This is a genomic window from Sphingobacteriaceae bacterium (assembly GCA_016715905.1).
Taxonomy (GTDB): Bacteria; Bacteroidota; Bacteroidia; order B-17B0; family Aurantibacillaceae; genus Aurantibacillus.
Genome location: JADJXI010000017.1, coordinates 94,830 through 117,095 on the forward strand (window position 1 = coordinate 94,830; position 22,266 = coordinate 117,095).

Annotated in this window: 21 protein-coding genes and 1 tRNA gene; 14 read left to right on the plus strand and 8 right to left on the minus strand. The window is 34.3% G+C overall.

The window, feature by feature from the left end; translation table 11 throughout:
* The first annotated feature begins 11 nt into the window (after positions 1-11).
* A complete protein-coding gene (locus IPM51_12955; protein ID MBK9285203.1) occupies positions 12-1,325 on the plus strand; it encodes a tetratricopeptide repeat protein in 1,314 nt (437 codons plus the stop codon).
* Positions 1,322-2,917, plus strand: a complete 1,596-nt coding sequence (locus IPM51_12960) for a tetratricopeptide repeat protein (protein MBK9285204.1) — start codon at positions 1,322-1,324, stop codon at positions 2,915-2,917. Before IPM51_12955 ends, IPM51_12960 begins: the two co-directional genes overlap by 4 nt.
* On the opposite strand, the gene IPM51_12965 is transcribed toward IPM51_12960, so the two are convergent.
* Positions 2,895-3,149: a GIY-YIG nuclease family protein gene (locus IPM51_12965; GenBank protein MBK9285205.1), complete on the minus strand. Its 255-nt coding sequence runs from the start codon at positions 3,147-3,149 to the stop codon at positions 2,895-2,897. The two genes, IPM51_12960 and IPM51_12965, sit on opposite strands and share 23 nt — an antisense overlap.
* A 30-nt stretch (positions 3,150-3,179) precedes the next feature.
* Positions 3,180-3,253, minus strand: a tRNA-Ile gene (locus tag IPM51_12970).
* 95 nt (positions 3,254-3,348) lie between these two features.
* Between IPM51_12970 and IPM51_12975 the strand changes: the two genes are divergently transcribed.
* Positions 3,349-3,978, plus strand: coding sequence for an HAD family phosphatase (locus IPM51_12975; protein ID MBK9285206.1), 630 nt, complete (start codon positions 3,349-3,351; stop codon positions 3,976-3,978).
* On the opposite strand, the gene IPM51_12980 is transcribed toward IPM51_12975, so the two are convergent.
* Together IPM51_12980 and metG are read right to left on the minus strand one after the other, a co-directional pair.
* On the minus strand, positions 3,975-4,913 hold the full coding sequence (locus IPM51_12980; protein ID MBK9285207.1) for a hypothetical protein: 939 nt from the start codon (positions 4,911-4,913) through the stop codon (positions 3,975-3,977). The genes IPM51_12975 and IPM51_12980 overlap by 4 nt on opposite strands.
* Positions 4,894-6,936, minus strand: coding sequence for a methionine--tRNA ligase (gene metG, locus IPM51_12985; protein ID MBK9285208.1), 2,043 nt, complete (start codon positions 6,934-6,936; stop codon positions 4,894-4,896). Before metG ends, IPM51_12980 begins: the two co-directional genes overlap by 20 nt.
* A 95-nt stretch (positions 6,937-7,031) precedes the next feature.
* Between metG and IPM51_12990 the strand changes: the two genes are divergently transcribed.
* The 4 genes from IPM51_12990 to IPM51_13005 are packed head-to-tail and all read left to right on the plus strand — an operon-like array spanning position 7,032 to position 10,023.
* Positions 7,032-7,730, plus strand: a complete 699-nt coding sequence (locus IPM51_12990) for a hypothetical protein (protein MBK9285209.1) — start codon at positions 7,032-7,034, stop codon at positions 7,728-7,730.
* On the plus strand, positions 7,727-8,632 hold the full coding sequence (locus IPM51_12995; protein ID MBK9285210.1) for an LD-carboxypeptidase: 906 nt from the start codon (positions 7,727-7,729) through the stop codon (positions 8,630-8,632). The genes IPM51_12990 and IPM51_12995 overlap by 4 nt, the downstream gene beginning before the upstream one ends.
* Positions 8,619-9,422, plus strand: a complete 804-nt coding sequence (locus tag IPM51_13000; protein MBK9285211.1) for an alpha/beta hydrolase — start codon at positions 8,619-8,621, stop codon at positions 9,420-9,422. The genes IPM51_12995 and IPM51_13000 overlap by 14 nt, the downstream gene beginning before the upstream one ends.
* Complete coding sequence (locus tag IPM51_13005; protein MBK9285212.1) at positions 9,412-10,023, plus strand: hypothetical protein; 612 nt, start codon at positions 9,412-9,414, stop codon at positions 10,021-10,023. The genes IPM51_13000 and IPM51_13005 overlap by 11 nt, the downstream gene beginning before the upstream one ends.
* Here the strand turns inward: IPM51_13005 and bshB1 are convergent, their stop codons facing one another.
* Genes bshB1 through IPM51_13020 form a run of 3 tightly spaced genes read right to left on the minus strand, consistent with a single transcriptional unit; the run spans position 10,024 to position 12,917 of the window.
* The gene (gene bshB1, locus IPM51_13010; protein ID MBK9285213.1) at positions 10,024-10,740 is read right to left on the minus strand and encodes a bacillithiol biosynthesis deacetylase BshB1; all 717 of its coding nucleotides are present in this window, start codon (positions 10,738-10,740) and stop codon (positions 10,024-10,026) included.
* Positions 10,737-11,774, minus strand: a complete 1,038-nt coding sequence (gene lpxD / locus IPM51_13015; protein ID MBK9285214.1) for a UDP-3-O-(3-hydroxymyristoyl)glucosamine N-acyltransferase — start codon at positions 11,772-11,774, stop codon at positions 10,737-10,739. The genes bshB1 and lpxD overlap by 4 nt, the downstream gene beginning before the upstream one ends.
* An 18-nt stretch (positions 11,775-11,792) precedes the next feature.
* A complete protein-coding gene (locus tag IPM51_13020) occupies positions 11,793-12,917 on the minus strand; it encodes a glycosyltransferase (protein ID MBK9285215.1) in 1,125 nt (374 codons plus the stop codon).
* A gap of 65 nt (positions 12,918-12,982) precedes the next feature.
* Here IPM51_13020 and murB point away from each other — a divergent pair, with 65 nt between their 5' ends.
* From murB to IPM51_13055, 7 genes are all read left to right on the plus strand, one after another.
* Positions 12,983-14,002 (plus strand): UDP-N-acetylmuramate dehydrogenase, encoded by a 1,020-nt coding sequence (gene murB / locus IPM51_13025; protein ID MBK9285216.1) that lies wholly within the window; start codon positions 12,983-12,985, stop codon positions 14,000-14,002.
* 9 nt (positions 14,003-14,011) lie between these two features.
* The gene (locus IPM51_13030; GenBank protein ID MBK9285217.1) at positions 14,012-15,064 is read left to right on the plus strand and encodes a glycosyltransferase; all 1,053 of its coding nucleotides are present in this window, start codon (positions 14,012-14,014) and stop codon (positions 15,062-15,064) included.
* Positions 15,045-16,007, plus strand: coding sequence for an NAD-dependent epimerase/dehydratase family protein (locus tag IPM51_13035; protein ID MBK9285218.1), 963 nt, complete (start codon positions 15,045-15,047; stop codon positions 16,005-16,007). Before IPM51_13030 ends, IPM51_13035 begins: the two co-directional genes overlap by 20 nt.
* A 3-nt stretch (positions 16,008-16,010) precedes the next feature.
* A complete protein-coding gene (asnB, locus tag IPM51_13040) occupies positions 16,011-17,897 on the plus strand; it encodes an asparagine synthase (glutamine-hydrolyzing) (GenBank protein MBK9285219.1) in 1,887 nt (628 codons plus the stop codon).
* Complete coding sequence (locus IPM51_13045) at positions 17,887-19,050, plus strand: glycosyltransferase (protein ID MBK9285220.1); 1,164 nt, start codon at positions 17,887-17,889, stop codon at positions 19,048-19,050. The genes asnB and IPM51_13045 overlap by 11 nt, the downstream gene beginning before the upstream one ends.
* Positions 19,031-19,585, plus strand: a complete 555-nt coding sequence (gene wcaF, locus IPM51_13050) for a colanic acid biosynthesis acetyltransferase WcaF (GenBank protein ID MBK9285221.1) — start codon at positions 19,031-19,033, stop codon at positions 19,583-19,585. The genes IPM51_13045 and wcaF overlap by 20 nt, the downstream gene beginning before the upstream one ends.
* A 93-nt stretch (positions 19,586-19,678) precedes the next feature.
* Entirely contained in the window at positions 19,679-20,032 is a 354-nt protein-coding gene (locus IPM51_13055; protein MBK9285222.1) for a DUF1987 family protein, read from the plus strand.
* Here the strand turns inward: IPM51_13055 and IPM51_13060 are convergent, their stop codons facing one another.
* On the minus strand, positions 20,033-22,231 hold the full coding sequence (locus IPM51_13060) for a bifunctional (p)ppGpp synthetase/guanosine-3',5'-bis(diphosphate) 3'-pyrophosphohydrolase (GenBank protein MBK9285223.1): 2,199 nt from the start codon (positions 22,229-22,231) through the stop codon (positions 20,033-20,035). It lies immediately after the preceding gene.
* Positions 22,232-22,266 lie beyond the last annotated feature (35 nt).

The following is a 22,266-nucleotide window of genomic DNA, read 5'->3' on the forward strand; positions in this document are numbered from 1 at the left end:
TCATGCTGAACTTGTTTCAGCATCTCCAAATCAATGCCCAAAACCATGCAATCGACTCTTTAAAGTTGGCTCTTAAAAATGCAAAGCACGATACTACAAGGTGTAATATTTTATCAATCTTAGCTGAAACAGCGAGTGATGAAGAATGGCCGGCTTTTAATGAGCAATTAAAAGTATTGGCAGAAAAAAATATTGCCAATAATTCAGAACCTAAAAAGTTGTACTTAAAACACCTAGCCGATGCCTTGAATTACATCGGGTATTTGGCAGGCAACCAAGGCGACATCCCAAAAGCATTAGAATATTATCACAAGAGTTTAAAGATTTATGAAGAGATTGGGGATAAAGAAGGAATAGCACTTTCTTTAAACAACATTGGGGGTATTTATAGCAACCAAGGCGATATCCCAAAGGCACTAGAGTATTATCACAAGAGTTTAAAGATTAGAGAAGAGATAGGGGATAAACTAGGAATAGCCACTTCTTTAAACAACATTGGATTTATTTATCAAGCCCAAGGCGACATCTCAAAAGCATTAGAATATTATCGCAAGAGTTTAAAGATTTATGAAGAGATTAGGGATAAACAAGGAATAGCACTTTCTTTAAACAACATTGGAGGTACTTATAGCAACCAAGGCGACATCCCCAAAGGTTTGGAGTATTATCACAAGAGTTTAAAGATTCAGGAAGAGATTAGGGATAAATTAGGAATAGCACGATCTTTAAACAACATTGCTAATTTGAATTTAAAAAAAGGGCAAGTAAAAGAGGCATTAGTGTTTGCCAAGAAAGGAATGCAAACAGCTAAAGAATTAGGGTATCCTGAAAATATTAAACACTCAGCATACACCCTCAATCAAATCTTCCAAAAACAAAACAAATACAAAGAAGCTTTTGAAATGTATGAATTAGAAATTAAAATGAGAGATAGCATTAATAATCAGGAAACTCAAAAAGCAGCTATTAAAAAACAAATACAATACACTTATGAAAAACAAGAAGAGGTTGCAAAAGCTGAACATAAAAAAGAATTAGAAAAACAACAAGCACTTGCAGAAGAAAAAAACACAAGGCAAAACATTATTATTGGTTCAGTTGCTATGGGTTTGTTATTGGTACTGATTTTTGCCGGATATGTTTTTAAAACTTTAAAAGCCACAAGAAAACAGAAAACATTAATTGAACACAAGAACAAGGAAATAGAAGAAAAACAAAAAGAGATTTTAGATTCCATTCAATACGCGCGAAGAATACAAATGGCTCAGATACCGAGTGAGAAAAGGGTTTTAGTAATGATAAATAAATTGAAAAAGAGCGGATGAGAAACATTGCATTAATATTTATTCTTCTGTTTCAACTCAATTCATTTGGGCAGAACCGAACTACTAGTGGTGAGCAAAGTCGAACCATAGACTCTTTAAAGTTGGTTCTTAAAAATGCTAAGCATGATACTACAAGATGTAATATTTTGTCAGTCTTAGTTGAAACGGCAAGTGATAAGGATTGGCTGGCTTTTAATGAGCAATTAAAAGTACTTGCAGAAAAAAACATTGCTAATAATTCAGAACCCAAAAAGGTTTACCTAAAACACCTTGCGGATGCCATGAATTGTATCGCATATGATATTAAATACAAAGGAGACATCCCCAAAGCACTAGAGTATTTTCACAAGAGTTTAAAGATGAGAGTAGAGATTGGGGATATAAATATGATAGCAACCTCTTTAAACCACATTGGTAATATATATAAGGAACAGGGTGACATCCCCAAAGCATTGGAATATCTTCGTAAGTGTTTAAAGATTTTTGAAGCGATTGGGGATAAAAAAGCAGCAGCAAGTACCATAGGAAACATTGGAGTTATTTATAGAATCCAAGGCGACATCCCCAAGGCTTTAGAGTATAATCACAAGAGTTTAAAGATCCAAGAAGAGATTGGGGATAAAAATGGAATAGCAAGTTCTTTAAACGACATTGGAATCATATATTATTACCAAGGTGACCTCACCAAAGCATCTGAGTATTGGCACAATAGTTTAAAGATAAAGGAAGAGATTAGGGATAAAGAAGGAATAGCAAGTTCTTTAAATAACATTGGGAATTTTTATAACGACCAAGGTTACTACCCCAAAGCGTTGGAGTATTTTAACAGGAGTTTAAAGATAAAGGAAGAGATTGGGGATAAAGAAGGAATAGCATTCTCTTTAGCTGGCATTGGAGGTGTGTATAATAACCAAGCCGACATTCCCAACGCTTTGAAGTATGCTCATTGGGCTTTAGAGATTAATGAAGAGATTGGGTATAAAGAAGGAATAGCATTCTCTTTAAATAACATAGCTCACCTGACTTTTAAAAAAGGGCAAATAAAAGAGTCGCTGGTTTTTGCCAGTAGGGGAATGCAACTGGCTAAAGAATTAGCCGCTCCTGAGATTATTAATAAATCAGCCAAGATGCTCAAAACAATCTTCCAAAAACAAAACAAATACAAAGAAGCTTTTGAAATGTATGAGTTGGAGATTAAAATGAGAGATAGCATTAACAATCAAGAAACTCAAAAAGCAAGTATCAAAAAACAAATGCAATACACTTATGAAAAGCAAGAAGAAGTTGCAAAGGCAGAACATAAAAAAGAATTAGAAAAACAACAAGCACTAGCAGAAGAAAAGAATACCAGGCAAAATATAATTATTGGCTTTGTAGCTATGGGCTTGTTATTGGTACTTGTTTTTGCCGGCTATGTCTTCAAAACCTTAAAAGCCACAAGAAAGCAAAAAACATTAATTGAGCTTAAGAATAAAGAGATTGAAGAGAAACAAAAAGAAATTTTAGATTCCATACAATACGCTCGCAGAATTCAGATGGCGCAGATACCCGGACAAGGACCCTCCTATTTCAATATCCCGTTTTTAACTTAATAAAATCTCTTCCTGAACCCGTCTTTAAATATTTTTCTCTTTTTCTTGCTTCAATTATATTATCAACTTCTTCCTGATAAATTAATCGCCATGGACCTTTATTCTTTGTGAATTTTCCTAATATACCTTCGTTATGCTCTTTTAATCTTCTATCCAAATCATCCGTATAGCCAGTGTACTTTACTTTCTTAGCGTCTGAATAAATAACATATATCGTATAAAACTTCTCCATATAAAAAAGCCCGAATCTCTTCGGGCTTTGTGGTCCCACTTGGGCTCGAACCAAGGACCCTCAGATTATGAGTCTGATGCTCTAACCGGCTGAGCTATAGGACCGGATATGACCCCCAATAAATAAGGGTGTGCAAAAATATGCAATTAGGCATGAATAGCAAAATAAAAAAACTTAATTTCAAGGGCAGTATTCTAAATTGAAAGAGGTTAAAAATATCATATTTGATTTAGGGGGTGTAATCATTAACCTGGATTACGCTTTAACTATTGAGAAAATGACTCAATTAAGCGGAAAATCCTTTAGCCAACTTTATACCCAGGCTAAACAACACCCGCTTTTTGATTTATTTGAAATCGGAAAAATTACCGAGCAAACTTTCTTTAATGAATTAAGTGCTGAGTTAAACTATGATGGAGACCTAAAACCATTAATGCAGGCTTGGGATGCTATGCTGCTTGACATTCCCGAACAACGTTTGGATGTTTTAGTTGCTGCCAAACAAAATTACAACACCTTCCTTTTAAGCAACACCAATGAAACGCACATCTCCTCCTTCGAAAAAGAACTTTATAAAGAACATGGCGTAAAAAACTTTGGGGATTATTTTGATAAAACTTATTATTCCTGCAGAGTGGGCTTAAGAAAACCAAATGCCGAAATATTTGAACTTGTTTTAAAAGAAAATAAATTAAATAAAGAAGAAACAATTTTTATTGATGATTCTATACAGCACGTACAAGGAGCCGGCGCCTGTGGTATTAGGGCTTATTTACTGCAAAAAAACATGGATTTGGAAGATCTCCTGAAAGAACTAAAACTTCTTTAATATAAGTACACTTTAATATTTTCGGGCATACGATCCTCAGGAATTGGAGGGCTCGCTTGGTAATAACTACTCACCTCATCATTATATCGTTCAACACCCGATGCTAATACTTCAAAGGCGAATTCCTTTTTAATAATATAAGTTTGCGCACCTGCCGGAGCTCTTTTAAATACTTTTTTTTCACTGGCTTTATAATCGGCCAGTTGAGTTTTGTCAATCAATATTCTGTATTTAAAAAGCGAATCCCGATAATAATAAACCGGAATCTCTTTCACAAAAGTATGGCTTATAGCTCCACTATTTTTTATTCCGTAACCACATACATATGGGAATGGTTTCTTTAATTGATGTCCGTATTTATTTTTAATAACAGCCAGCACATCATACCCACTTGGATTTCCGTTTTCTTTAACAAAACGAGCTGAATCTTCGGGCACAAATCCAATCGAAGAATTATAAATTCGATCCCGCTCTCCAATCAAATAAAAAATCTCATTCATGACTATAGTTTGATTAACACTTAAATTAGTGTCTAAAAATATTCCTTTTCTTGCGCCGTTCAATAAACTATCTGTAAAGTGGCTAAAAATAAAATAAACCTTGCAAAAGGTAAATTTATCTTTAAAGGCTTCCATCACCATTCTGTTGTAAATAAAATTTTCTACCCGTTTTTCTTCTGCCAATTCAGTTTTTCCGGCTTTCTCGAGTTGATCGATTAAAGTTGAATTTGTTTTTAACTTAACCACTAAGGCCCCTTTTTTGAATTGGTTAATTTGCCAGTTGCCAACCAGGTTTTTCTTTTTATAGAACTTTTCAAATTGTTTTTTGTTTTTGTAATCTCTACTATTATTTCCATCGAGATCAATTTGCGCAAAATACCCGGTTGTAAAGAGCAGGCCAAGTACAATTAAATATTTATTTAACAATTGCACCATTTAAACTATCAGGTTTGGTTGGAGTAACAAAACTAAGTTCACCATTGGGATTTTCAGCCATTAAAATCATACCCTGGCTTTCAATTCCTTTAATTTTTCTAGGTGCCAAGTTTGCCAGCATAACTATTTTTTGTCCAATAATGTTTTCAGGTTTATAATATTGAGCTATACCACTAACCACGGTTCGTATATCAATTCCGGTATCCAATTTCAGTTTCAATAATTTATCGGTTTTAGGAACTACTTCGGCTTCTAAAATAGTAGCCACTCGAATATCCATTTTCAAAAAATCATCAAAAGATGTTTCCCCTTTTAAAGAAGCTAAATCTGCCGATGAAGTTGAATTAGTTTTAGTTTCGTTTAATTTATCCATCTGCCTTTTAATTTCTTCATCTTCAATTTTTGAAAATAACAATTCATCTTTATTTATTGAATGCCCACTATTTATGTTAGAAGTATTAGCAGCACTTTGCCATTTTAACGGCGAAAGGTTTAGTAATTTAAATAATTTTTCAGAAGTAAAAGGCAAAAATGGCTCGGCTAAAATGGCCAGGTTGCAGGAAATTTGCAAAGCCACATTCATAATCGTTTTTACTCTTTCTTCTTCCGTTTTAATTAGTTTCCAGGGTTCAGTTTCTGCTAAATATTTATTTCCAAGTCGAGCCACATTCATCCATTCACTTACTGCTTCCCGAAATTTAAACTGTTCAATAGCGCTGCTAATTTTTGCAGGCGCTTTAGCTAATTCTTCCAACACAATTAAATCTTCCTTTGTATAAGTAGAAGCTGCAGGCACCAAACCGTTATAAAATTTATGGGTTAAAACCAATGTGCGATTAATAAAATTACCGAATACAGCTACTAATTCACTGTTATTCTTGAGTTGAAAATCTTTCCAGGTAAAATCATTATCTTTTGTTTCCGGCGCATTAGAGCAAAGGGCATAACGCAAACTGTCTTGTTTATCTTTAAAATCAATTAAATATTCATGTAGCCATACGGCCCAATTTCTGGAAGTAGAAATTTTATCTCCTTCCAGATTTAGGAACTCGTTAGCAGGAACCTGATCCGGTAATATAAAATCACCATGTTCCATCAACATAGCCGGAAAAATTATACAATGAAAAACAATATTATCCTTACCAATAAAATGAATCAATCTGCTATCCTTGCTTTTCCAATATTGCTCCCACTTATCAGGAAAAAGTTCTTTTGTGGCAGAAATATATCCAATAGGAGCGTCAAACCAAACGTATAATACTTTGCCTTCGCCTCCCGGAACCGGAACGGGCACTCCCCAATCCAAATCTCGGGTCATGGCTCTGGGTTGTAAACCATCACCACTTTCTAACCAGCTTTTACACTGCCCGTAAACATTCACTTTCCAATCTTTATGCCGCTCGAGGTAAGCATTAATTTTTGGCTGTAATTTATCTAAAGGTAAAAACCAATTTTTAGTTTCTTTCAATACCGGTTTATTTCCGCTTAAAGCAGACTTAGGATCTAATAATTCGGTTGGATTTAAAGAAGACCCGCATTTTTCACATTGATCTCCATAGGCGTCCGGATTTTTACAATTCGGGCAAGTTCCTGTAATATATCTATCCGCTAAAAATTGATTTGCACTTTCATCAAAATATTGCTCCGTTACTTGCTCAGTAAAACTTTTTTTATTGTACAATACTTCAAAAAAGTCAGAAGCTGTTTTTTTGTGTGTTTCAGAAGAAGTTCGCGAATAAATATCAAAAGAAATGCCAAATTCCTTAAAAGCATCACCCATCATTTTGTGGTATTTATCCACCACTTGTTGAGGAGTAATACCCTCTTTTTTTGCCTTAATAGTAATTGGAACACCGTGTTCATCACTTCCACAAACAAAAATCACATCTTTTCCGGCACTTCGTAAATAACGAACATAGATATCCGCCGGTAAGTAACATCCGGCCAAATGCCCAATGTGTACCGGCCCATTTGCATACGGAAGGGCTGCAGTAACTAAAGTTCGCTTAAAATCTGATGACATACAAAATACTGCTAACCGTTAGATTTGAATAATACGTTTAATTGTTTAACTTAGCACAAAGATACATATTAACAATTTAAAATTAAATTAAAATCATGGCTAGTCTTAAAAATGAAAAATGGAAAGTAATTTCCTTTAAAGGTAAAAAACCTTCGGTTACTTATGCAGTTTCAAACAAAGGTCGATTTGGTGTTAAACAAGCAAACGGGAAGTATGAAGCAAGATCATTTAAACCTCAAAATGGCGTTTACCGTTACAACTTTAAGATAAATGGAGAACAACGCACGTTGTTTGTTTATAAAGAAGTCGCTAAGGCATTTTTAGCTAATTCTTCCAGCAAAAAAACCATGGTTATTCATAAAGATCATAATTATTTAAATGATAGCGCTGCCAATTTAAAATGGGTTACCCCGGAAGAGCATCGTGAGCACGTTACCTTTAGCCCGAATGCCGTTAAATCTAGAAAAAAACGTGCGTTCACTAAAAGTCATACTTCAAAAGTATTTAATGAAAAATCGATTTTAGCGGTAAAGAAATTAATTTGGGATCCAAAGCGTAAACTTACTTTTAAACAAATAGCCGAAAAATACGGTGTTTCTGAAATGCAGATTTACAGAATTAAAAGTGGCGAGCTTTGGTTTCACGTGAAAGTGGCAAATGAGCCGGAGACCAAAAAATATTTACAAAATCTGGCTAATATTGAATATCAAAATAAACTAGCCAAAAAAACGGTTAAACCCGTAAAATCTAAAAAGAAAAGCCCTTCCAAATCAAAGCGCAAAGGCAGAAAATGAAAACCCCTGCTTTTTTAAAAAAAGGAGATACCGTATTAATTATTGCCACAGCCAGAAAAATTTCTGAAAAAGAAATTGAACCTGCTGTGGCTGAATTAAAAAAATGGGGATTAAAAATTGAGTTGGGCGCCAATCTGTTTAAATCGCGGCATCAATTTGCAGGAACTGACCTGCAGCGCGCATCTGATTTACAATGGGCAATAGACCATCCTGTGGCTAAAGCTGTATTCATTGCTCGCGGTGGTTACGGCACTATACGCATTCTGGATCAAGTTCGAATAAAAAATATTAAACATCACTTGAAATGGTTTGTTGGTTTTAGCGATGTTACCGCAATACACACTGAGCTAAATAATAAGGGTATTCCTTCTATTCATGGACCCATGCCTTTTAATTTTTTAAAAGACAAAAAAAGCCTGGATGCTTTACATAAAGTTTTGTTTGGAATAAAAACAAATTACAATGTGAAGCCAAATGCGTTGAATCGAGTTGGAAAAGCCGAAGGAGAAATTGTAGGAGGTAATTTATCGTTATTATATGCTTTAGCCGGAACCGACTCGGATTTAAGCACCAAGAATAAAATTTTATTTTTAGAAGACCTGGATGAGTACCTATACCATTTAGACAGAATGATGATGCAACTCAAAAGGAATGGAAAATTAAAAAAATTGAAAGGCCTGATTGTTGGCGGATTTACTGAGATGAAAGATAACGCCATTCCCTTTGGAAAAACCGCTCAACAAATAATTTTAGAAGCGGTGGCTGAATATGATTATCCGGTATGTTTTGATTTCCCCGCCGGACATGTAAAAGAAAATTTTCCCATCCTATTGGGAAAAACTATAAAATTAGAAGTATTCAAAACAAAAGTAAACATAAATTATCCGGATGATGTACTGTAAAACAAAAGATAATCTCAACCTATATTACGAAGTTCAGGGTAATTTTTCATCTGATAAAGCCATTGTGTTTTTAAATGGATTAACGCAAAGTACTTTATCCTGGTTTTTTGTGAGCGCTGTTTTTAAAGAAGATTATAAAATTATTTTACTTGATTTCATTTTTCAGGGGCAAAGTGATAAAGACTCCGAGTGGAGAGATTTTGACCAACACGCCAATGATTTAAATTGTGTGATTGAAAAAGAAGGATTGAAGAAAATTGAATTGGTTGGATTATCATACGGAAGCTTAGTAGCACAAAATTATACCTTACTTTTTCCCGAACGCGTAAATAAACTAATTTTACTTTCCACTTTTGCGCATAAAACACCCTATTTTGAGGCCATTGGATTAAGTTGGACAAGAGCTTTGGAAATGGGAGGTTATAATTTATTATTGGATGTCATGTTACCGAATGTTTTAAGTGAAGAATATTTTAATAATCCGCTTATTCCCATGGAGGTTATGAAAGAAGCAAGAAAAGGAGTGAACGAAAATACCGAAGCCATTTTAAAATTGATGAAAGCAACAGGTGAACGACGAGATTATAGAAAAGATCTTCTAAAAATTTCAAACCCCACATTAATTATTCACGGCGAGAAGGATTTATTAATTCCACTTCATATGGCCAAAGAAGTTCACACCCACATTCAAAATTCTGAATTTATTGTAATTAAAAATGTTGGGCACACGTTGAATCTCGAAGGAGTTGTTGAAGTTTGCGCTTATATAAAAAGATTTCTTGCAAAATAAATTTTTCAATACCCCTACTCTTATTATCGGCATTTTGTTGATGCTACTTTTACTTTCATCTTGTGCAATTCATAGAAAATTTCAATTGGCAGGAATTAATATTTGGCATCAAAATAAATTTACCTCTAAAGAAGAATTTATTAAAAAGCAAGTTCCGTTTGAATCAGAACAGCACACAACAATTGAGTTAGCAAAATATGTGAAAATTGAAAATTCGGAAAATTTAAAAGTTATCCGGCACATGCAAATCTCTTTACCTAAAACCGGTGAACACAAAAAAAGTAATAGGTCTTTTCAAAAAATTGAAGAAACACGGGTTAAAAAAAATGCACCGGCTAAAAAATATAAACTGAGTATCACTCAGGTAAATGGCTTGGCCTTTGTAAGTTTTTTACTTATCCCATTAATGATTCTAGGTTTTTTTATTCCGGGTTCCGTAGGAATTGCTATTGCAATGAGCGCGTTAATTATTGGAGTAGCTTTGGCCGCATTCACGTTAGCCATTGGTTATGATCGTAGAGGCGTTTGGATGGCCGGAATTGCAGCCGGATTTTGGTTGGTAATACTGGTTTACTTAGCCTTGGTTCTCTTTATTTTTTAGTTATAACAAATCAAACAAAGTATTTACACCCGGATATCTTTCAACGGTAAATCCTTCGGCATATTCTACTCCTATTGATCGCCCCCAAATATTCATTTTTGCCTTTATGGTATCTAAAAAATGTTTGGAAGAAATTGCCGTTTCCGGTTCGTTAGATTTAGGATTATAAAATTGAGAGGAATATGCTAAAATAGATTGGAGTTTAACTTCCATAAAATCACTAACGTCAATTACAAAATCAGGGTGTATATAATAATCTTGTATGTAATGATATATAGCTTTTGGTCTCCAGGCTTTTTGCTCCTTCTCGTCGTTATTTGTTTTAATTTTTATAAGACCCGAATAAAAGCTAGCGTCGCTTACTAATTTGGCGCTTCTTCCGTGATCTGGGTGACGATCGGTAATGGCATTACAGAGCACAATTTCCGGCTGAAACTTTCTGATTTGTTCAATAATCATCAACTGATTGCTTTCATTATTTTCAAAAAAACCATCCTTGCAATTTAATTGAACGCGTACATCCAAATTTAAAATTTTTGCTGCTTGTTCGGCTTCTTGCGTTCGCAATTCTGCATTTCCTCTGGTACCTAATTCTCCTCGTGATAAATCCAAAACACCAATTTTTTTCCCGAGCGCTTTATGTTTCAATAAAGTTCCTGCACACGACAATTCTACATCATCGGGGTGTATGCCTATTGCTAAAATATCAAGTTTCATTTCGGAAATACTTTTTTCTCCAAGTTATTAATTTTATCATTTAGTTTAGTCAAACCTCTAAATAACACATAGCTTCTGCGATAATCCGAAACAGGAAAGGCAGGAGAACCCTGTACAATTTCACCTTCTTTTTCAATACTAGCGGCCACACCCGATTGCCCCGCTATTTTAACTCCATCAGCAATTCTAATATGTCCAACAATTCCAACCTGAGCGGCAATCATACAATTCTTACCCACTTTAGTTGAACCGGCCACGCCTGATAATCCAGCAATTACCGTGTTCTCTCCTATTTCAACATTGTGCGCAATTTGTACCAAATTATCCAGCTTCACTCCTTTGCGTAAAATAGTAGAGCCTAAAGTTGCTCTATCAATTGAACTGTTAGAGCCAATTTCTACATAATCCTCAATTACTACATTTCCAATTTGAGGCACTTTTTCAAAAATTTCACCTGAACTATTGGGCGCAAAACCAAACCCATCACTACCAATAACTGTATTCGAATGAATGGTGCAATTTTTTCCTATTTTACAATCATGATAAACTTTTACGCCGGCAAACAGAACACTGTTATCCCCCACTTCACAATTATCACTCAAGCTTACGCCCGGATAAATTTTTACGTTGTTTCCTAACTTTACGTTTTCACCCAAGTAGGCAAATGCTCCAATATAACAGGTCTCCCCCAATTGTGCGCTGGGATGAATAAAACTAGGTTGTTCAATGCCCACTTTATTTGCTTTAAACTGTTGATACATTTGAAGCAGTTTGGCAAAAGCCTCGTAAGCATTTTCTACTCGAATAAGCGTGCATGTTTTCTTTACTGGTTTTTCCAACTTTAGCGTATGGTTTACCAAAACAATGCTGGCATCGGTAGTATATATATAAGCGTAGTATTTGGGGTTTGCTAAAAATGAAAGCGTTTGAGGTTTTCCTTCCTCAATTTTTGAAATGTTATTTACCTTAACACCTGCATCTCCTTCAACGGTTCCGTTTAATAATTGTGCAATTTGTTCTGCAGAAAATTCCATAAGTTTAAAATTAATAATTTAGAATTGAATTCCTTCTATAAGTTTTAAATATTTCACCTTTTCAGTTTCCCAGTTTAATTCCATTCCGGCCCGCAATGCGTTAGTTTTTTTAATTGCTAATTCTTCAGAGCCCAGAATATAATTTATCCTTTCCGCAATGTGTGAGGGAAGGTGATTTTCAATAAACCAACCGGCATTATACTGATTAAGTATCCGTTCTATTTCCGGCAAATGTGTAGCTAAAACCGGAATGCCGGCCTGTAAATAATCAAAAAGCTTATTTGGTAAACTATTGTAATAATTCAAGTTTGTATTTTTATCAATACTAATGCCCAAATCAGCTACCAAAGTATAACTTATTAATTCCTCTTTCGGAATCTTGTCTATTAATATGACTTTATCCTGTAATTGATGTACTTCAACTAGTTTAGCAAGCTTGCTCCAAACATCGCCACCTCCAATAATTAATAACAAAGCCTGATTAACCTCCTTCATGGCTTCAACCAACTCCTCAGCCCCACGCTCCACATTAATTCCCGCCCCTTGCATCAGAATAATTTTAGTTTGAGCCGGTAAATTCAATTGTTCTTTTGATTTTGTGTTTACATTCGGCTTTTGTGGAATATTTCGGATAACAAAAAAATGAACCTTATATTTTTCGTTGAAAATATTGGCAATACTTTGATTTACGGTAATGCAGTATTTTAATTTTGGAACAATATTACTTTCTAATGATTGCCAAATTTTTCTTTTCAAATTGCTGTTTTTAAGCTCTGGCACTTCGCAAAACAATTCATGACTATCATAAACTAACGGAATAGATTTAATTTTAGAAACTATAAAGTTTGGCCATAAGGTGTCTAAATCATTCGCAAAAAGTAAATCGGCTTTTGTAAACAGTAGTATAAAAAAAAGACGAATATTAAAAAAAAGATAAAAAAGCGGACCCTTAGTAAATATTAGTTTCATACGCTTGGTTTGCATATTCCAATTCGGAACCGGTAATGAATTCTTTAATTTTCTGCCTACCAAAAGCACTTCATAACCCGATTCCGCTAAAACGCCGCAGGTTTTTTGTACTCTGTTATCGGTTACCAAATCATTGATAACACTAACTATAACTTTCTTTTTGGTTGTAAACAAACGCTTTGTTGATATTGGGTTAAAGATAGAAATATTCAGCCTAAATAATTATATAATTTTACTTCATGACTGAAATAAAAAAGAACTTCAACTTAAAACACCTCAATACCTTTGGGGTTGATTGTAGTTGTAGTTTTTTTACTGAAATAACGCAAATAAATCAACTTTATGATGTACTCAAAACGGAACAATTTATAAAAAATCAGGTATTGATTATTGGCGGTGGCAGTAATTTACTATTTACTAAAAACTTTGAAGGCCTTGTATTAAAAAACAGTTTAAAAGGTATTCAAATAACCGAGGAAAATACGGATACGGTTAAAGTTAAAGCCATGGCCGGTGAGGTATGGCAAGATTTTGTAATGTATTGTATTAATAAAGGATGGGGCGGACTTGAAAATTTATCATTAATTCCGGGATGTGTAGGTGCATCACCCATGCAAAATATTGGAGCTTACGGAGTAGAAATAAAAGATACGTTTGTTGAATTAGAAGCTGTAGATTTAAAAAGCGGTGAATTAAAAATATTCAATAAAGAAAATTGCGCGTTTAACTACCGGGAGAGTGTATTTAAAAAAGAATTAAAAAATAAATTTATTATAGTTTCGGTTACTTTTCAGTTAACTAAAAATGCTGTTGTGAACACAAGCTACGGGGCCATACAACAGGAATTAGAAAAAAAAGGCGTGAAAAATCCGGGAATAAAAGATGTTTCAGAAGCCGTAATTCAAATAAGGCAAAGTAAATTACCCGATCCAAAAGTACTTGGTAATGCCGGTAGCTTTTTTAAAAATCCGGAAATTTCTATGGATAAATTTCAATCCTTAAAAAATAAATTTCCGGATATAGTTTCTTATCCGTTGGCCAATGGAAATATAAAATTAGCTGCAGGTTGGTTAATAGAACAGTGCGGGCTGAAAGGATTTGAGATGAATGGCGCCGGCGTTCATAAACAACAAGCCTTGGTATTAGTAAATAAAGACAAGGCAAACGGCCAATCCATTTACGATTTGTCAGCTTATGTAATGCAGAAAGTATTTGATAAATTTGAAGTAGCGCTTGAACGCGAAGTGAATATCATTTAATTGACCGGCATGACCTATTTGTTTTTATATACCGAATTGGCAGATTATTTTATTTCCTGTTGCAAGGCCTTAAGTGTACAAAATGAAGTTCACATTATTCGATGGCCTGTAAATAAAGAAGCTCCCTTTCAATTTGATTTTGGCCAGGCTTTAAAAGTTTATAATAAAAGCGACTATGATTTCGCGGGTTTAACCCAATTAATTCAAAAAATAAAACCGGATGTTATAATTTGTAGTGGCTGGATTGATAAAGATTATTTAAAACAGGTTAAACCTTATTTTAAAAAAATTCCAACTGTAATTACTTTAGATACCAAATGGAGAGGAACTGTAAAACAATTAACAGCCACACTTTTAAGCAGAGCTTATTTAACCAATCGGTTTTCACACATTTGGGTGCCCGGTAAACAACAAGCTAGGTATGCCTCAAAACTTGGATTTAAAAAGAACAATATTTTATTGGACTTTTACTGTTGTGACCTCAAAAAATTTAATGCTGCATACCTACAACAATTCGAAAAGAAAAAAACAAATTTTCCTCAAAAATTTATTTATGTTGGCAGATACTACGATTTTAAAGGGATTGAAGAATTATGGGAGGCATTTGTACAATTAAGTGATGAACAAAATCACGAATGGGAATTATGGTGTGTAGGAACCGGAAGTGTTAAACCTCGAATACATCCCAAAATAAAACATTTTGGATTCATACAACCCGACGATTTAATATCTATAATGGAGCAAACCGGAGTATTTATACTTCCAAGTCGTTTTGAACCTTGGGCCGTGGTGGTACAAGAATTTGCAGCGGCAGGTTTTCCATTATTACTTAGCCAGGAAGTTGGAGCGTCGGAAGCATTTCTTGAATCCGGCAAAAACGGCTATTCGTTTCGGAAAGAAAACGTTAATGAATTAAAGAACAATCTCAAAAAGGTGTTATCTTTAGAGCAACAAGAATTAGTTAAAATGGGCGAATACAGCCATTTGCTTGCACAAAAAATAAATCCGGAAAACTGGATTAATACATTAAAGAAAATTACAAATGAGTTCAATCGTAAATAAAATCCTATTAACCGGTGGCGCCGGAAACATCGGAAGTGCATTGGCAGAAAAAATACTTGGCAATCCAAACAATTATCTGGTAATAGTTGATGACCTTTCGACAGGCTTTAAAGAAAAATTACCTCCTCCCACAAATCCTAATTGGAAATTTATTAAAGCGGATGTAAACAACTTAAAAGACTTATCGGAAATTATGCAGGCCAATAATTTTGATTATGTGTTTCATTTTGCAGCTGTTGTTGGCGTTGAACGTACGCAACAAAATCCAATTAGTGTTTTAAATGATATTGATGGAATTAGAAACGTACTCGATCTTTCCAAAAACTCCTCCGTTAAACATGTTTACTTCGCATCCAGCTCTGAGGTTTATGGTGAACCCGTTGAATTACCTCAAAATGAACATCGCACCCCTTTAAATTCAAGAGTTCCTTATGCCGTAGTAAAAAATGTTGGAGAATGTTTTTTTAGGAGTTATTGGCAAGCCTACAAATTACCTTATACCATCTTTCGTTTTTTTAATACTTATGGTCCTAATCAAAGTACCGATTTTGTGGTAAGCCGTTTTTTAGAACTGGCATTAAAAAATTCACCTATACCCATTTACGGCGACGGATCTCAAACCCGTACATTCACTTACGTGGATGATACTGTTGAAGTTTGCCATAAAGTTTTTGAAAACAAATTACTAATAAATGATGTGATAAATATCGGTAACGATCAACTCCTATCTATTAAAGAACTGGCTGAACTAATTATTAAATTAACGCAATCTCAATCTGTAATTAAATTTGTTGATCCATTAAAAGAAGGCGACATGACCAGAAGACAACCTGATAATACCAAAATGAAAGAAATTCTGAAGAAGGAGTTAATAAGCATTGAAGAAGGAGTTAAACGAATGTTGGCCGATCAAAAATTTTTAAAAGCTATTGGCATTCATTAAAACATGTGTGGAATAGCCGGCATAGTATCAGAAACACGCTCCGAGGCCGATCTAAAACAATATGTTGCCAACATGAATAATAGTCAGGCTCACAGAGGGCCTGATCACGATGCTATTTGGTATAACGCCCCTGTTTGTTTAGGCCATCGACGCTTATCTATCATTGACCCCAACCCAAATTCCAATCAGCCATTACACACCAACGATAACCGTTATGTTATTGTTTATAATGGTGAATTATACAACTACGCCGAACTTAAGTTAGAGTTACAACGGACTTCTCAGGGAAGCCATCAAAATCCGTATTTTTTCAAAACAAACAGCGACACCGAAGTAATACTTGCAGCTTATTTGCGTTGGGGTAAAGATTGCCTTAAGTACTTTAATGGCATGTTTGCTTTTGTTATATACGATAAAATAGATAAAAAATTATTCGCAGCAAGAGATCGGCAAGGTGTAAAACCTTTCTATTTTCATAATGGAACAGAAGCATTTTTATTTGCGAGTGAATTACGAGCTATACTTCACTGTGGATTTAAAAAATTTACATTAAACAAAAAAAGTTTGGCCGAATACGCCATGTATCAAACAGTTTATGCGCCTAACACCCTCATTCAAGGTGTTTATATGCTTGAGCCGGGTCATTATTTAGAATTACAAAATGGTAAACTGACGCAAAGTAAATACTACCAAATTAACCCCCAATACACTAATTCAAATGCTGCATATGAAGATGTTTGTTTAAAGGTGCAGGAATTATTAACGCACTCGGTACAAAGAAGAATGGTAAGCGATGTTCCGTTTGGTGCATTTTTATCAGGGGGTATTGATTCAAGTATAGTGGTTGGTTTAATGAGTAAATTGAGTGCCGACAAAATAAACACCTTTAATATCAGCTTTGACGAAAGTGATTTTTCGGAATCTAAATACGCTCAACTCATTGCCAAAAAATTCAATACACAGCATCATGAAATAAAAATAAAACCAAGCGAATTTCTTAAACTTTTACCTGAAGCCTTAAACGCCATGGACCATCCGAGCGGAGATGGCCCTAATACTTATGCGGTTTCTAAGGCTACTAAAAATGCGGGTGTAACTATGGCCTTAAGCGGAATTGGCGGTGATGAGTTATTTGCCGGATACGATGTTTTTAAAAGAATGGATCAACTTAGCAAAAAACAATGGCTGAATTATGTTCCTGGTGTTGCCCGCAAAACTGCCGGTTTAATTATTCAGAAAAAGAAAAAATCAGTAAGCGGAGATAAAATAGCTGAATTGCTTTCTGAAAAAGAAATATCATTTGAAACCTCTTTCCCTTTAAACAGAAGTTTATATACCAAAAAAGAATTAACAAAACTTTTAAAAACGGCAGAGCCGGATAATCAAATTAAAGAAATTCTCCAAAAAGTTCCATTACAAAAAGGATGGCTTTTAAGTGCAATTTCCATAGCTGAAATTCAAACCTATTTACAAAACATATTGCTGCGCGACACCGATCAAATGAGTATGGCGGTTGCTTTAGAAGTACGGGAGCCTTTTTTAGATCATCTTTTGGTGGAGTATGTTTTGAATATTAAGGATGAGTTTAAATATCCTCACAGTCCAAAAAAATTGTTAACCGATAGTTTTAAAGATCTTTTACCTTCTGAAGTTATTAATAGACCCAAAATGGGATTTACATTCCCCTGGAAAGAATGGATGAAAAATGAATTAAAAACCTTTTGCGACAGTAATATTAAAGAACTGGCCGGCAGAAAATTATTTGAAGGTGACGAATTATTATTGATGTGGGAGAGGTTTTTGAATGGAGATCAAAAAATTACCTGGAGCAGAATCTGGCATTTGGTTGTTTTAAACCATTGGATACAATTAAATAAAATTGAATACTAACACAAATAAAAAAATAGCCATATTAATGGATTGGTATTTACCAGGCACTAAAGCCGGCGGACCGGTTAGATCCATTCAATCTTTATCAGAAGTTTTAAAAGATAAATTTGAAATATGCATATTTACCAGTAATAAAGATTTAGGAAGTGATGTAGAATATAAAAATATTAAAACAGATCAATTTATAGAAGCCGGTAACATTAAGTATTATTATTTCTCTCCCGAAAAAATGAATATGAGCAATATTATAGCTCAGATACAACTTTATAAACCCGATTGTGTTTACCTGAATAGCTTTTGGTCTTACTTATTTTCTATTGGTATCATAAAAGCTAAAAACAAAAATGAAATAAATTGTCCTATCATTTTAGCTCCAAGAGGGATGTTGAGTCCCGGAGCATTACACCTTAAGGCGATTAAAAAATATATATTCTTGTTGGTTGCTAAAATAAGTAATCTGTACAGAAACATTACTTTTCATGCCAGCAATAAGCTAGAAGAACGATTTGTTAAAAAGCAATTTCCAAAAGCAAAAGTAAATATCATATCAAACATAAATGCCGGTTTGCCTAATTCTAATATTAGAATCAAAAACGTGCATGAATTAAAACTATTTTATTTATCCAGAATAGATCGCGTAAAAAACCTCCATTTTGCTCTTGAAATTTTAGCAAAAATACCCTCAAAGTATCAAATTGTATATGATATTTACGGGAACATGGAAAATGAATCTTATTGGAATGAATGTTTTGACTTAATTCAAAAATTACCAAATAATATTAAAGTAAAGTATAAGAAGCAACTTGCTTTTGATGAAGTTCAAAGTACAATTTCAAATTATCATGCTTTATTTTTACCAACATTAAATGAAAATTTTGGCCATTCCATTGTAGAAAGTTTAATGAGTGGTTGTGCGGTGATATGTAGCGATCAAACACCTTGGACGGACATGAATGAAAAGGCTTGCGGTTTTGCATTTCCTTTAACCCAAAAACAGTATTTTATTGATGCCATCCGTACATTAGCCGAAGAAGATCAACATAAATTTAACCAAAGAAGTAAGCAGGCAATTAATTATATTAGCGGTAAAATGAAAGTAGAAGAAACCATACAACAATATATAAACATGTTTAATGGAAGCATTAAAAACTAATCTGGCCACATTTAATAATAAATGGTATAAACCCGGAAGTATTTTAAAGAGGGCGCTTTGGTATTTAACAAGCGTTACTTTCTTTAAATCTTCTTTTCCCTTTTACAATATTAAAAGATTTCTGTTACGTTTGTTTGGTGCATATGTTGGCAAAAATGTGATTATTAAACCGCACGTTACCATTAAATATCCCTGGAAATTACATCTTGGTGACTATGTCTGGATTGGAGAGTATGCCTGGATTGACAATCTGGCTAAAGTAACCTTAAAAAACAATTCTTGCGTGTCGCAAGGCGCTTTGTTACTATGTGGTAATCATAATTACAAAAAAACAACTTTTGATTTAATTATTGGTGAAATAACTTTAGAGGAAGGAGCCTGGGCCGGAGCCAAAACCGTTATTTGCCCAGGTGTAAAGTTAGGGTCTCATAGTCTATTAACGGTTGGCAGTATTGCTACATCAAACCTGGAAGCTTATTGGATTTATCAAGGAAATCCGGCCACAAAACTAAAACCTCGTATTATTAAGTCTTAATTGAATAATAACCAATCTTTGTCCGATAAGATTCTTGATTTGACGAAAAAAATAGGCTATTTGTATTCAAACAGTTAACTTAGATTCTCTATTGTGGTAATTCCTCAAACTCAACATACTCCGCTAGTTGTAGCTTCCGAAGACGAAGGAATTATAAGTATTAAAGGAAAAATTATTCCTGAAAATCCTGATGAATTTTTCAATCAGCTTGAAGTGCTGACGGAACAATGTATCATTAAAACCAAAAATGAAAACATAAGTTTAAATATTCAGCTTGATTATTTCAACACAACTTCATCAAAAATGCTGGCCAAATATTTTAAGTCGCTTTTAATAAAACAGCCGCAAATAAACTGGCATTACGAAAAAGGAGATGATTCTATTAAAGAAGCAGGTGAGGATTATTCATCCATGCTCAATTTTCCGTTTAATATAATTGAGATTTAATTATTTCTCGTCAATTCTTTCCACTCTTCTTACCCCCTTTACTTTTTTCAACTTTTCCAATAAATGACTTAAATGTTTGGTGTCATGTACATAAACCATAACGGTTCCTTCAAAAATTCCATCCTCGGTATCAAAATTAATTGAACGCATGTTTATGCTATTTTCATTTGAAATAACTTTGGTAATGTTATTTACTATGCCTAATTCATCAGTACCGGAAATTTTTATTCCGGCTAAAAATGATATGAGTTGTTCATTATTCCATTTCGCTTTTACCACGCGATAAGCATAATTTGAAAGTAATTTAATGGCGTTGGGGCAGTTCACCCTATGAATTTTAATTCCTTCGCTCACGGTGATAAATCCAAAAACATCATCGCCGGGAATGGGATTACAGCAAGGTGAAAGCTTATAATCCAATTCTTGCAAATCATCACCTATCACCAACATGTTGGAAGAACCTCTGGCATTGGTAACCAATTGTTCTAATTTTGGCGCATCCCCTTTTTTACCAATTTTAAGTGGCGCTTCTTTAAATTTAATAAATTGTTTGATTTCCTTAGTGTCTACATTTCCCAAGGCCGCACGATAAAATAATTCTAATGAGGATGGCAATTTTAAATAATTACAAAAATCATTTACATTCTGCAAAGTGAAATCCAATTTATTTTTATAGAACTTTCTTTCTAAAATTTCTTTACCACCTTCTGCTACTTTTTTACGTTGCTCTTTTAATGAATTTTTTATTTTAGACTTCGCTTTGGCAGTAATTACAAAATTTAGCCAATCGTCTTTAGGTGTTTGTTTATTGCTGGTTAAGATTTCTATCTGATCACCACTTTTTAATATATAACTTAATGGAACTAATTTGTGATTAACTTTTGCACCTATGCAGTGTTCTCCTACCTTGGTGTGAATTTCAAATGCAAAATCCAATGCCGTTGATCCTACAGGGAGAGTTTTCATATCTCCCTTAGGTGTGAAAGCAAATAATTCATCGCTGAATAAATTCAATTTAAAATCATCGATAAATTCCAGTGCATTAGGATCCGGACTCTCTAACATTTCTCGCACTCTCGACAACCAACCTTCTAATTTACTTTCTTTATCCGCAGCACTTTCTTTATACTTCCAATGAGCTGCATATCCGTTTTCGGCCAACTCATCCATTCTAACGGTTCTGATTTGAACTTCCACCCACTTTCCTTCCGGACCCATAACTGTTGTATGTAAGCTTTCGTATCCATTACTTTTTGGAGTGCTTATCCAATCGCGAAGTCGATCAGGGCTTGGATGATAAAAATCTGTTATGATAGAATATACTTTCCAGCAATCGGATTTCTCCAGATCTAGAGGTGTATCAATAACAATTCGAATGGCAAATAAATCATATATTTCTTCAAAAGTAACTTGTTTGGATTTAATTTTATTAAAGATGCTGAAAATGGATTTTGGTCTGCCAAAAATTTTAAACTTAAATCCTTGTTCACTTAAAATTTCCTTTAATGGTTCGATGAACTTTTGTACAAATTTCTTTCGTTCAGGTTCCGATTCCTGTAATTTTAAAGCTATGTCATTATATGAATCGGCATCAGTATATTTTAATCCCAGATCTTCCAGTTCCGTTTTAATGGCATTCAATCCTAAACGATGTGCCAGAGGAGCGTACAAAAAAAGAGTTTCTCCGGCAATTTTAATTTGTTTATCACGCTTCATGTGCTCCAGTGTGCGCATGTTATGAAGTCGGTCTGCCAGTTTTATAAAAATAACCCGCACATCTTCACTCATGGTTAACAACACTTTTCTGAAATTCTCGGCCTGAAGAGAAGAAGTGTGATCAATAACTTCAGATATTTTTGTTAATCCGTTTATAATTTGCGAAACCTTTTCACCAAACAGTCCTTTAATATCATCTAAGCTTAAATCCGTGTCTTCCACGGTATCATGCAATAAAGCACAAACCACACTTGTGGCGCCAAGTCCGATTTCTTCTGCACAAATCTGAGCTACTGCTATGGGGTGATAAATATAGGGTTCGCCGCTTTTGCGACGCATTTCTTTATGCGCCTCAACGGCTACCTCAAATGCTTTTCGGATAATTTCCTTATCGCCCTTTTCGAGCCTGCGCTTACAAGCTTTAATTAACTCCTTGTAACGGTGTAGAATTTCTTTTTTTTCTGCAACAAGGTCGATTTTCATAGTACTGTTAATGCGAATGCTATTACCAAAGTTAC